Annotated in this window: 10 protein-coding genes; 6 read left to right on the forward strand and 4 right to left on the reverse strand. The window is 50.7% G+C overall.

What is annotated here, in order from left to right:
* Positions 1-123: 123 nt before the first annotated feature.
* Complete coding sequence (fghA, locus tag G4551_RS15655) at positions 124-960, forward strand: S-formylglutathione hydrolase (RefSeq protein WP_003840112.1); 837 nt, start codon at positions 124-126, stop codon at positions 958-960.
* On the opposite strand, the gene G4551_RS15660 is transcribed toward fghA, so the two are convergent.
* Positions 961-1,350, reverse strand: coding sequence for a helix-turn-helix domain-containing protein (locus G4551_RS15660; RefSeq protein WP_003840109.1), 390 nt, complete (start codon positions 1,348-1,350; stop codon positions 961-963). It abuts the gene before it with no gap.
* Positions 1,340-2,710, reverse strand: a complete 1,371-nt coding sequence (locus G4551_RS15665) for an L-serine ammonia-lyase (RefSeq protein ID WP_071524317.1) — start codon at positions 2,708-2,710, stop codon at positions 1,340-1,342. Before G4551_RS15665 ends, G4551_RS15660 begins: the two co-directional genes overlap by 11 nt.
* A gap of 216 nt (positions 2,711-2,926) precedes the next feature.
* Here G4551_RS15665 and serB point away from each other — a divergent pair, with 216 nt between their 5' ends.
* The 3 genes from serB (at position 2,927) to G4551_RS15680 (ending at position 7,487) form a co-directional block, all read left to right on the forward strand.
* A complete protein-coding gene (gene serB, locus G4551_RS15670) occupies positions 2,927-3,814 on the forward strand; it encodes a phosphoserine phosphatase SerB (RefSeq protein ID WP_003840106.1) in 888 nt (295 codons plus the stop codon).
* A 31-nt stretch (positions 3,815-3,845) separates the two neighbouring features.
* Complete coding sequence (locus G4551_RS15675; RefSeq protein ID WP_003840104.1) at positions 3,846-5,168, forward strand: MFS transporter; 1,323 nt, start codon at positions 3,846-3,848, stop codon at positions 5,166-5,168.
* A gap of 333 nt (positions 5,169-5,501) precedes the next feature.
* Positions 5,502-7,487 carry a ligand-gated channel protein gene (locus G4551_RS15680; RefSeq protein ID WP_003840102.1) on the forward strand — a complete coding sequence of 662 codons (1,986 nt, stop codon included), beginning with the start codon at positions 5,502-5,504 and terminating at the stop codon, positions 7,485-7,487.
* A 64-nt stretch (positions 7,488-7,551) separates the two neighbouring features.
* Here G4551_RS15680 and lysP read toward each other — a convergent pair whose 3' ends face one another.
* On the reverse strand, positions 7,552-9,021 hold the full coding sequence (gene lysP, locus G4551_RS15685) for a lysine-specific permease (RefSeq protein WP_003027419.1): 1,470 nt from the start codon (positions 9,019-9,021) through the stop codon (positions 7,552-7,554).
* 195 nt (positions 9,022-9,216) lie between these two features.
* Positions 9,217-10,098, reverse strand: coding sequence for a DNA-binding transcriptional regulator YeiE (yieE, locus tag G4551_RS15690; RefSeq protein WP_003840099.1), 882 nt, complete (start codon positions 10,096-10,098; stop codon positions 9,217-9,219).
* A 178-nt stretch (positions 10,099-10,276) separates the two neighbouring features.
* Here yieE and G4551_RS15695 point away from each other — a divergent pair, with 178 nt between their 5' ends.
* Positions 10,277-11,326, forward strand: a complete 1,050-nt coding sequence (locus tag G4551_RS15695) for a YeiH family protein (RefSeq protein ID WP_003840098.1) — start codon at positions 10,277-10,279, stop codon at positions 11,324-11,326.
* A gap of 71 nt (positions 11,327-11,397) precedes the next feature.
* Positions 11,398-12,255 carry a deoxyribonuclease IV gene (gene nfo, locus G4551_RS15700; protein ID WP_003027428.1) on the forward strand — a complete coding sequence of 286 codons (858 nt, stop codon included), beginning with the start codon at positions 11,398-11,400 and terminating at the stop codon, positions 12,253-12,255.
* The last annotated feature ends 1 nt before the right edge of the window (position 12,256 follow it).

The following is a 12,256-nucleotide window of genomic DNA, read 5'->3' on the forward strand; positions in this document are numbered from 1 at the left end:
TTATATAGATGATGAAGTATGTTTGCTCAATGCGGAAGTGAAAGTTACTCACAGTGCAATGAATAATCTGTATTATGGTGAGTTCGCAAACACATACAGGTTCAACACAACAAGGAGCCACGCATGGAAATGCTTGAAGAGCACCGCTGTTTTGAAGGCTGGCAGCAACGCTGGCGTCACGACTCCACCACGTTAAATTGCGCCATGACCTTCAGTATTTTTCTTCCACCACCCCGCGATAACTCCCCGCCTCCGGTGCTGTACTGGCTGTCGGGCCTGACCTGCAATGATGAAAACTTCACCACCAAAGCCGGCGCACAGCGCATCGCGGCTGAGCTCGGTATTGTTCTGGTGATGCCAGACACCAGCCCGCGCGGCGAGCAGGTTGCCAACGATGATGGTTACGATTTAGGCCAGGGCGCGGGATTTTACCTCAATGCCACTCAGCAGCCATGGGCAACGCATTTTTGTATGTATGACTATCTGCGTGATGAGCTTCCGGCACTGATTCAGTCTCAGTTTAACGTCAGCGATCGCTGCGCGATCAGCGGGCACTCTATGGGGGGTCACGGCGCATTGATTATGGCGCTGAAAAATCCCGGGAGATACACCAGCGTTTCAGCCTTTGCGCCGATCGTAAACCCTTGTCGCGTTCCGTGGGGCGAAAAGGCTTTTAGCGCTTATCTGGGTGAAGATAAAACACAATGGGCTGAGTGGGACAGCTGCGAATTAATGCTGGCCAGCAAGCCCGCAGACGCGATTCCGACGCTAATTGATCAAGGAGACAGCGATCAGTTTCTTGCCGATCAGTTGCAGCCCGCAGTGCTGGCGGAAACAGCCCGTCAAACCGCATGGCCAATGACACTGCGTATCCAGCCAGGTTACGACCACAGCTATTACTTTATTGCGTCGTTTATTGAGGATCACCTGCGCTTTCATGCCCAGTATTTGCTGAAGTGATCACCAGTAAAGCGTATTTTCTATTGCCGCGCTGTAGCTCATCTCTTCTGACTGCGGCGCGGACGCTTTACGATTTAGATCGGCCGCCTGTTGGCGTACCTGTAATCGCCCCACGCTCTCACCGCCTTCATAACCTTCGTTAAAATTACGCACTTCAGACTCGAATAAGATTGCATCCAGGTGATGCAACTTATTCAGTGCACGCAACAGGGAGATAAGCGTGTCCAGATTGAGGCCGCCGCCTTTCTCAATGCGTTTAATGGTCGCAATGCCGACCTGTGCGCGGTCAGCAAGTTGCTGCTGCGTTAGCGCCAGAGAAATCCGCGTTTCTCTGATGCGAGCGCATAATGACAAGATGATTTCATCATTATTCATGGTGTTATATTTCATGCCGCCCTCCCCGATTTTTGGGCTGAATTTTCCCAAGGCAGCCGTGATACGTCTCACGGTACTTCGCGCTCATGTCTTTACCCGTTTCATACATGGCGGCAATCACCTCATCGAGCGAAACGCATGGCTCGCTGACACGGCTCATCGCCATCGTTGCGGCGTTAATCGCTTTTACGGACGAAATCGCGTTTCGTTCGACGCAGGGAATTTGTACCTGCCCGCCAAGCGGATCGCAGGTCAGTCCGAGATGGTGCTCCATGGTGATTTCTGCGGCATTCAGCACCTGAGCAACTGACGCCCCCATCAGTTCTGCTAATCCGGCTGCGGCCATCGAACTGGCCACGCCGATCTCTCCCTGACACCCAACCTCAGAACCTAAAATAGACGCGTTTTGTTTGAACAGTAGCGCGATGGCGCCAGCGGTGAGGAAAAAGCGGATAACCGATGCGCTATCCAACTTACAGACAAACTTATCGTACCAACTGAGGACCGCAGGGATGATACCGCTCGCACCATTGGTCGGCGCGGTCACCACTCGCCCTCCAGCGGCGTTTTCCTCGCTGACGGCAATCGCAAACGCATTCACCCAGTTGAGGTTGGTGAGAAAGTCGTTAGCAGAGGGTTTCATTGCCAGTAATTTATAGAGCGAGCAGGCCCTGCGCGGCACCTGATACGAGCCGGGCAGTAGGCCTTCAGTATGCAGACCACGATGGACTGCCTGCTGCATTACCGCCCAAACATGCGCGAAATAGTCATGCAACGCCGCCTGGGAATGCACCTGTAATTCATTTTTCATCATTAATGCCGCAACGGATAATCCATTACGCTGACACAGCGCCTGCAGCTGCGCGGCATTTTGAAACGCAAAAGGAAATGCGTTTTTTTGCGCGGCTCTCTCGGGCGCCGGCTCGCCGGGTTTGCGAACCTGTCCGGCGCCGGTTGAAAACCATGTTTCTTCATACAACGTAAAATAATCATCCCTGGCACGAAACGTCATCGCATAGGGATGGCCAGAATGCGGTTGTTGATTCGGCTTAATCGCGACCGTCACGGTAACTGAAGGAGAAAGCGTCAGGGTGCCGTCCTGTTCAGCACGTTTAATGAGATCCATCTGCTGGCGTAAATCAACATCATCCGGCTGATTGCCCAACAGCCCCAGATAAAGAGCGATATCAACGTTATGACACTTGCGGCTTAATGAGAGCGCGCCGTATAGCTCAACCTCGATTTCTCGCGTTAGCGGTAAGATCTCCTGTAGCTTTAATTGTGAAATGAAGTTAAACGCGGCACGCATTGGCCCTACTGTTCTTGAACTGGAAGGCCCAATGACGACTTTAAAAATATCAATACAACTTTCCATTTTAGACCCATCCCTGTTAGTCAAAATAGAATATACCGCCAGTAGCAACAGACCGTGACGTGTATATCAAAAATGATACCTTTCAGACTTTGTTTATTTATTGGTATAAAAAACAATACTATTTTATCTTTTTTTTAACATTCACATCTGTGATAAAGCAGGATTCAATCGTCACCCTCTACTATTACAATAACCTTAATTTACAGGAGTGACATAATGGCAATTATTTATTTTATTAGTGCAAAAGATCCTGAAAAACTTCAGGCATGGCTGCACAATACATTTCTAAATACCGAGACCAAACAATATCCGTGCGCACTGGAACAATTATCTATAGCCGCATTCAATAAACCGTATTTAAAATTATCAATACCCGATGAAATATTCACCGATGACATATACAAGAAACTAAGGGCTACATCGTTCACTCAGCAATTTGATTTTTTCCTAAAACCGCAAATCATCCCGATGAACGGGATCATCGCCTTTGACATGGACTCGACGTTTATCGAGGAAGAAGGTGTGGATGAGATTGCCCGCGCGCTAGGCATCACCGATCAGATAACGAAACTGACGCAGCAAGCGATGGAAGGAAAACTGGATTTCAATAACAGTTTCACCCGGCGCATCGGAATGTTAAAAGGGACACACATCCATGTCATTAATGCCGTATGCGATCGGATGACGGCCTCTCCCGGCATCACCACCATTTTGCCATTCCTCAAGCAAAAAGGATTTAAAACAGCGATCATTTCCGGCGGACTGGATATTTTCACCCACCGCTTACAACAGAAATATCAGCTGGACTATATATTTTCAAATACCGTTGAAGTCAGGAATGGTATGCTGACAGATAATATTTCCGCGCCAATCATGAATGCAGAAAATAAGCAAAAAACATTGGCCATGCTTGCCGACTCTCTGCAGATGCCTCAGCATAATATTATCGCCTGCGGTGATGGCGCCAACGATATTCCCATGCTCACGTATGCTGGCACTGGTATTGCCTGGCGAGCAAAACCCGCGGTCAGAAATTTAATTAACAATCAGATTAATTTTCACGGATTCGAGTCGCTTTTGTTCTTTATCGAAAATGGATTATAACCCCACAAGCACTGTCTGAAGGGAAGATCATATGAGCTTGAAATCATTTATATTCAGCCAGGCTGATAAGCCGGTTGTAAAAGAAAAAAAAGAGATTGACCATACTTACAAAAAATTCAGGATAGAGATTATTACCTCGGTTTTTATCTCTTACGCGGTCTTTTATTTAACACGTAAAAACTTCTCAGCCGCCATGCCGGCCATGCTGTCAGATACCACTCTGACCGCAGAAGATTTTGCCATCATGTCTTCACTGTTTTACATCCTGTATGGCTCAATGAAGTTTGTTGGCGGCATGCTGGTTGATAAAATCAATCCGAAAGCCATGACCGGCCCGGTGCTCATTGGCGTGGGGATCGTTAATATTCTGTTTGGTTTTTCCGACAGCGTTGCCGCGTTTTATGTGTTGTACAGCCTCAATGCTATCCTCCAGGGCACCAGTTTTCCACCAATGGCAAAGATCATGGCATCCTGGTTTTCCAAGAATGAACGCGGACGTTGGTGGGCGGTCGTTGAAGCGGCGCATAATATTGGCGGGAGTCTCGCCCCACTGCTGACAAGTTTCGCGATTGTCTGGAGCGGTAGCTGGAAAATGGGTTTTTATGTACCGGGCGCAATCTCCTTGCTGATGGGGATCGTAGCGCTCTTTACGATTAAAGACCGTCCCGGGACCTTAGGTTTGCCTAACGTTGGCGAATGGCGTAAGGATCCAACAGAGCTTGCCCAAGTGAAAGCCAGTCCGGTAAATCTCTCCTTTTGGCAGATTTTCGTCAAATATATCCTGATTAACCCATTAGTGTGGATTATTATCATTGGCGATATGTCCGTTTATATTGCCCGCACCATCCTCAATGACTGGCCGCAAATTTACTATTCTCAGGTACATGGCTGGAGCCTGATTAAAGCCAACTCCATTATCTCGTGGTTTGAAGCCGGTGGACTTGCCGGAGGGTTACTGGCGGGTTACTTATCTGACTTTATGTTTAAAAGTAACCGCTGGATGACAGGCTTAATATTCGCATTAATGCTGTGCGTATGTATTACCTTAATCCCACTGGTTCAGGATACCTCATATACCATTACGGCCATTCTCTTCACCATTATGGGTTTCGCCCTGTACGGGCCGCATATGCTTTTTGCCGTAGGTTGTCTGGACGTCACTCACAAAGATGCGGCGGGATCGATAACTGGCTTCCGCGGATTGTTTAGCTATGTCGGCGCGGCGTTAGCGGGCGTACCGGTGATATTAGTGAAGAACAACTGGGAGTGGTCTGGAGTCTATCTCTATGCCGTGATCGCAATCCTGTTAACCACCTTGTCACTGGCCTTACTCGCCAAATTCCATCGACTATAAGCCAGCCATAACAGGACAGTGGCGCCATCGCCGCTGTCTTTCGGTTGGGTTCTTTCAGCGTCAAAAAGGTGTCCATCTTCTTCATCCCTCCATCATTCCTTCACTTTTTCTCCTTTTTTCTTCCTTCACTATCTTATTGATTAAAAAAGTATTTCACCCCAAATCAAATCAAACACAAATGATTTCTATTATCATTTGTGTTTACAAATATTCATACTTTTGTACAATCCTCCCGCTTCTTTACTGAAAAGAGTCCTTAAAAGACAAATACATACAATTGTCATGGCCTTTCACATGACGCGCAGTTTGATTCATTTAAATGGAATGATACAAATGACTATACCTCACGTTAAGGCTGTAGCTGCCGCAGTATGCGTCGCCAGTCTCCCATCACTCGGCTATGCCGCTGAACAAGATACCGTGGTAGTTACCGCTACCGGCTTTGAGCAGAAAATTCAGGATGCCCCGGCTTCGATATCTGTTATTACCAAGCAGCAGATTGAGGACAAAGCCTATCGCGATGTCACCGATGCGCTAAAAGATGTCCCTGGCGTCGTCGTCACCGGCGGGGGGAGCAGCAGCGATATCAGTATTCGCGGTATGGCTTCGCAATACACGCTCTTCCTGGTCAACGGTAAACGCATCAGCACCCGCGGCACACGTCCTAATAGCGACAACTCAGGTATTGAACAAGGTTGGCTGCCGCCGCTTGAATCCATCGAGCGTATCGAAGTCATCCGTGGCCCGATGTCATCCCTGTACGGCTCCGACGCGATGGGCGGTGTCATTAACGTCATCACCAAGAAAGTGTCGAATACCAAAGCCTGGACCGGTTCTCTGCACGGCGATGCCACTTTCCAGGAAGACAGAGACTCTGGCGATATTTACCAGACCAACGCCTATGCGTCTGGGCCACTGATTGACGGATTACTTGGCGCGAAGGTGACCGGTTTATTCTCCCATCGGGCGGAAGATAAAATCCTCAATGGCTACAATGAACAGCGTATGCGTAACGGGGGCTTAACCCTGAACTTTACGCCAGACGATAAAAACGATATCGATTTCGATTACGCACGTGAATTGCAGGATCGCGACAGTACCCCAGGCAAATCTATGGCTGAGGAAAACTGTCGTAACGGAAGCTGTAAGCCGAACAGCAAAAGCGAAAGCAAGTATGTGCACACGACATATTCACTAACCCACAGCGGTTATTACGACGACTTCAACTCCACCAGCTATGTCCAGCAGGAAGAGAGCGAAAACCCGGGTCGCCAGATGAAGTCCTACAACACGATTTTCAATAACCAGAACCAGGTATTCCTTGGAGCGCATACCCTGACGCTAGGCGGGCAATACCGTTATGAAAAACTGCGCGATAACGGCAACCAGCTGCAAGCGGCTGATGGGCTGAACAAACTGACCCGCTGGAGCTGGGCGTTGTTTGCTGAAGATGAATGGGCCGTTACCGATACCTTTACGCTGACCGGCGGTCTGCGTATGGATAAGGATGAAAACTACGGTGACAACTGGACGCCACGCGGCTATGGCGTATGGCATCTGAGCGATCAATGGACCTTAAAAGGCGGCGTTTCGGCGGGCTATCGCGCCCCGGATCTGCGCCAGTCATCAGCAAACTGGGGACAGGTCACCGGCGGCGGTCGTCTGAACGGAATCATTGTCGGCAACCCGGACCTGAAGCCGGAGAAAAGCCTCAGCGAAGAAATCGGCTTACTGTGGGATAACGGCGATAACCTCAACGCAGGCGTCACCCTGTTCAATACCGACTTCAAGAACAAAATCACTGAAGTGCGCCGTTGTAACAGCAGTTCCGATCCGGCCTGCACCATCGGCAATACCCATTATGACTTCGTCAGCGATCGCGTTAACGTCGATAAAGCCAATATGCGTGGCGTAGAATCCACCTTCGGCTGGAAAATAACCTCTGACGTCAACTGGACTGCGAACTACACCTACACGGAATCTGAGCAGAAAAGCGGTCAGTTCTCCGGCCAGCCGTTGAACAAAATGCCGAAGCATATGTTTAACACGACGCTGGACTGGCAGGCCACGCAAGATCTCGGTTTCTGGAGCCGCCTGAATCTGCGTGGAAAAACGTCTGAATACCTGAGCCGTACTTCCATGGCACAGGGTACGCCGTCCTATACGCAGGTCGATGTGGGTTTACGTTACTATGCCACCAAGGATCTGTTGATGACCGCTGGCGTGTATAACGTGCTGGATAAGCAAATCGATTACGATACCTACGACACCGTTCTCGATGGTCGTCGTTACACGGTTGGCATGACATACAGCTTCTAAGTCTGACGCAATAAAAAACCCCGGCACTCATCATGCCGGGGTTTTTGTTATGCTTTTTATACTGTTATTTCTTCACGCGACCCGGGAATTTCATTTCGCTGTAGCGAACAAAATGAGTTCCTTTGGTCAGCTTATAGCCAAACCAGATAATCAGGAACAGCGGGATACCAATATAGGTAGCCATCACGCCGCCCCAGTCAATGCTGTCTTTCAGGAACGCTTCGTAGTTCTGGCCGAGAGTGATAATCAGGCACAGCACAAAGGCGAAGATCGGACCCAGCGGGAAGAAGCCAGAACGGTACGGCAGATCCTTCACATCGTGGCCCTGCAGCACATAACCGCGACGGAAGCGATAGTGGCTAATGGCGATCCCCAGCCAGGCGATAAAGCCGGTCATCCCGGAGGTATTCAGCAGCCACAGGTATACGGTCTGGTTGCCAAACATCGAGGTCAGGAAGCACAGCCCCGCCACCACGGTGGTCGCATACAGCGCGTTACGCGGTACGCCGCCGCGAGACAGTTTGCCGAAAATACGTGGCGCTTTACCGTCACATGCCAGGGTGTAAAGCATACGCGTCGAGGCATACATCCCGGAGTTACCTGCAGACAGTACCGCCGTCAGAATAACCGCGTTCATCACCGCCGCAGCAGACAGCAGACCCGCATGCTGGAATACCAGCGTGAACGGGCTAACGCTGATGTCTTTCACATCGTTACGCAGCAGGCTTGGATCGGTGTACGGAATAATCAGGCTGATAATCAAAATCGCGAACACATAGAACAGCAGGATTCGCCAGAATACCTGACGTACCGCACGTGGAATGTTCTTTTCAGGATCTTCAGATTCACCTGCCGCGATACCGATAAGCTCCGTCCCCTGGAAGGAGAAGCCGACGATCATCGCCACACCAATCATCGCAGCAAAACCACCGGCAAACGGTGCATCACCGGTCGTCCAGTTGCTCCAGCCCACCGGCTGAGCGCCTTTGAAGATACCGAAAATCATCATTACGCCAACTACGATGAAGATAATGACAGTGGTAACTTTGATCAGTGAGAACCAATATTCCGCTTCACCAAATCCGCGAACGGAAATGTAGTTCAGCAGGAAGATCACGCCGAGGAACAGCGCACTCCAGATCCAACCCGGCGTGTCCGGGAACCACCAGCTCATCACCAGCTGTGCGGCCACCAGGTCAACGGCAATCGTTACCGCCCAGTTGTACCAGTAGTTCCAGCCCAGCGCGAAGCCAAAGCCTTCTTCTACGTAGTTCTGACCGTAGGTGGAAAACGAGCCAGAAACCGGCATATAAGCCGCCAGTTCACCGAGGCTGGTCATCAGGAAATACACCATCAGACCGATCAGAATATAAGAGAACAACGCGCCGCCAGGACCCGCTGCAGAAATAGTTGCACCAGATGCAACGAAAAGACCTGTACCGATGGAGCCTCCAATGGCAATCATCGTCAGGTGACGCGCCTTCAGTTCACGACGTAGCGTGGGCGCTTCTGTGGTTTTAGTTTCGGAAACCATGTGAAAATGCTATCCATCCAAAAAATGAGGCGCGATTGTAGCAGACGAAACGGCATTCTTCCGGCACAAATGCGCTGTTATAAGAGACCTTCATGACTGGCCGCGGATTATAAGTAAAGCAGAAAATAGAGGGGGCAAGGCGGTTAAAACGTAACCGCCATTATGCAAAAAGGAGTCGCTACGACAGTGAACGTCCTATTCCCCCTGCTCTACCTGGTCGCTGTAGTGCAAAAAGCGCGTAATGGCATTGGAGATATGTTTTTGTCGATGATGAACACGCCACAGCGTGCGGACCAAACGTGGAAGCGGCACAGGAACTTCGCTCAGCGTTCCCGCCTGTAACTGCTCGGCAATGACCCGCCGTGACAAACAGCTGATCCCAAGGCCATGGCGCACTGCATGCTTAATGGCCTCGGAGTTACCCAACTCCATTGCCATCTGAAATCTCGGCAAATGAGACAACAGCAGGTAATCCACCAGTTCACGCGTACCCGATCCTCGTTCACGCAGGATCCACGGCGAAGCAGCCAGTTGTTCCAGCGTAACGGGTCCCTTTGTAAGCGGTGACGACGGTGCGGCGAACACCACCAGCTCGTCTTCCAGCCACGGTTCAGAGATAATTTCCGTACTGTGACACGGCCCTTCAATCAGCCCGATGTCTACCCGGAAATCCAGCACCGCATTGATCACGTCCTGGCTGTTGCCCACGCTAAGCTCCAGCGGCAAATCAGGGAAATCATGCCGATAGCGGGCGATCATGGCAGGGAGAATATAGTTGCCAATGGTGCTACTGGCATAAACCCGGATAGCGCCATTATCTTCGCGGAAAAGCTGTTCGATTTCGGTCGTTTGCTCGAGTAGCGCCAGCGCCCGTGGGTAGAGCAAGCGCCCGTGTTCGTTGACCACCAATCGTTTACCAACACGGTCAAACAGTTGCACGCCGAGTTGCCCTTCCAGATCGGTAAGTGCCGCACTCACCGCCGACTGCGACAATGCCAGCATGACAGACGCCTGGGTCGTTGAGCCGCTTTTTAATACCTCAGCAAACACTTCAAGTTGTCGCAGGGTGATATGCATAGTCGTTTTCCACCGGATAACCGTTACTTATACCCTAAATAATTCGAGTTGCAGCCAGCGCACATGCAACCTGAAGTATGACGGGTATACCACTTATATAGATTAATTATAAATATATAATCAATTTTATTTTTAAACCACTTCGCCGTACTCTTTTACCCAGATAAAGGAGAAGGATATGACAGAACTCACCTTGCAGACTCATCGTCGTACAGCGTGGCATTTTATTCCGGGGCTCGCCCTGAGTGCAGTTATCACTGGGGTCGCCTTATGGGGTGGATCCATTCCCGCCGTTGCAGGTGCCGGGTTCAGCGCCCTCACCTTAGCAATCTTGCTGGGGATGGTTCTCGGCAACACCGTCTATCCGCACATCTGGAAAAGCTGTGACGGCGGTGTGCTGTTTGCTAAACAACATTTATTACGTCTGGGGATCATCCTCTACGGCTTCCGCCTCACCTTCGCGCAAATTGCTGACGTCGGCGTCAGCGGTATCGTGATTGATGTGTTAACGCTAAGCAGTACCTTTATGATTGCCTGTTTCCTGGGGCAAAAAGTGTTTGGTCTGGACCGCCACACCAGTTGGCTGATTGGCGCGGGGAGCAGCATTTGTGGTGCCGCCGCCGTGTTGGCAACCGAGCCGGTAGTGAAGGCGGAAGCCAGTAAGGTAACCGTCGCTGTCGCCACCGTAGTGATCTTCGGTACCATCGCTATCTTCCTGTATCCGGCAATGTATCCGCTGCTGGCACACTGGTTTAGCCCGGAAACCTACGGCATTTACATTGGTTCCACCATGCATGAAGTGGCACAGGTAGTGGCTGCCGGGCACGCCATTAACCCGGATGCGGAAAATGCCGCAGTTATTGCCAAAATGCTGCGCGTCATGATGCTGGCACCGTTTCTTATCCTGTTGGCCGCCCGCGTTAAACAGCTGTCTCCGGCCTCCGGTGGTGAGAAGAGCAAAATCACCATTCCGTGGTTTGCCATCCTGTTCATTGTGGTCGCGATTTTTAACTCGTTCCACTTTCTGCCGCAGTCGATAGTGAACATGCTGGTAACACTGGATACCATTTTGCTGGCAATGGCGATGGCCGCACTGGGGCTGACCACTCACGTTAGCGCCCTGAAAAAAGCCGGTGCTAAACCGTTACTGATGGCCCTGCTGCTGTTTGTCTGGCTGATTGTAGGCGGTGGCGCGATTAACCTCGCTATCCACGCGCTGATGGCATAAACGAGCACGACTCACCTCCATTAACCCGCTATACTTCCTCCTTTTGCATTTGAGTATGGCGGGTTTAATTTATGAAATACATCGGAGCGCACGTAAGCGCCGCTGGCGGTCTGGCTAACGCCGCTATTCGAGCCGCAGAAATCGAAGCGACCGCATTCGCCCTGTTCACCAAGAATCAGCGTCAGTGGCGTGCCGCGCCGCTGACCACCGAAATCATTGATGATTTCAAATCTGCCTGCGAGAAGTATCACTATACTTCCGCGCAAATCCTGCCTCACGACAGCTACCTGATTAACCTCGGTCACCCGGTCAGCGATGCGCTGGAAAAATCGCGTGACGCGTTTCTTGACGAAATGCAACGCTGCGAACAGCTTGGCTTATCCCTGCTTAACTTTCACCCGGGTAGCCATTTGATGCAGATTCCGGAAGATGAATGTCTGGCGCGCATTGCGGAATCGATCAATATCGCCCTCGCCCAGACCCAGGGCGTTACGGCGGTCATTGAAAATACCGCCGGACAGGGCAGCAACCTTGGCTTTAAGTTTGAGCACCTGGCCGCCATTATCGACGGCGTAGAAGATAAATCCCGTGTCGGCGTCTGTATTGATACCTGCCACGCCTTCGCGGCCGGTTACGATTTGCGATCCGTTGAGGAATGCGAAAAGACCTTTGCGGAATTTGAACGAATTGTCGGCTTCAAGTATCTGCGCGGTATGCACCTGAACGACGCCAAGAGCACGTTTGGCAGCCGCGTTGACCGTCACCACAGCTTAGGTGAAGGCAATATTGGCCACGATGCCTTCCGTTGGATCATGCAGGACAATCGTTTTGACGGCATTCCGCTGGTGTTGGAAACCATTAATCCAGATATCTGGGCAGAAGAGATTGCCTGGCTGAAAGCCCAGCAAACTGAAAAAGCGGTGGCCTAAT

Source organism: Citrobacter freundii ATCC 8090 = MTCC 1658 = NBRC 12681, from assembly GCF_011064845.1.
GTDB lineage: Bacteria > Pseudomonadota > Gammaproteobacteria > Enterobacterales > Enterobacteriaceae > Citrobacter > Citrobacter freundii.

Excerpts from the sequence above, each read along its gene's own strand:
- fghA (WP_003840112.1), top strand. The coding sequence starts at position 124 with ATGGAAATGCTTGAAGAGCACCGCTGTTTTGAAGGCTGGCAGCAACGC.
- G4551_RS15660 (WP_003840109.1), bottom strand. The coding sequence starts at position 1,350 with ATGAAATATAACACCATGAATAATGATGAAATCATCTTGTCATTATGC.
- G4551_RS15665 (WP_071524317.1), bottom strand. The coding sequence starts at position 2,710 with ATGGAAAGTTGTATTGATATTTTTAAAGTCGTCATTGGGCCTTCCAGT.
- serB (WP_003840106.1), top strand. The coding sequence starts at position 2,927 with ATGGCAATTATTTATTTTATTAGTGCAAAAGATCCTGAAAAACTTCAG.
- G4551_RS15675 (WP_003840104.1), top strand. The coding sequence starts at position 3,846 with ATGAGCTTGAAATCATTTATATTCAGCCAGGCTGATAAGCCGGTTGTA.
- G4551_RS15680 (WP_003840102.1), top strand. The coding sequence starts at position 5,502 with ATGACTATACCTCACGTTAAGGCTGTAGCTGCCGCAGTATGCGTCGCC.
- lysP (WP_003027419.1), bottom strand. The coding sequence starts at position 9,021 with ATGGTTTCCGAAACTAAAACCACAGAAGCGCCCACGCTACGTCGTGAA.
- yieE (WP_003840099.1), bottom strand. The coding sequence starts at position 10,098 with ATGCATATCACCCTGCGACAACTTGAAGTGTTTGCTGAGGTATTAAAA.
- G4551_RS15695 (WP_003840098.1), top strand. The coding sequence starts at position 10,277 with ATGACAGAACTCACCTTGCAGACTCATCGTCGTACAGCGTGGCATTTT.
- nfo (WP_003027428.1), top strand. The coding sequence starts at position 11,398 with ATGAAATACATCGGAGCGCACGTAAGCGCCGCTGGCGGTCTGGCTAAC.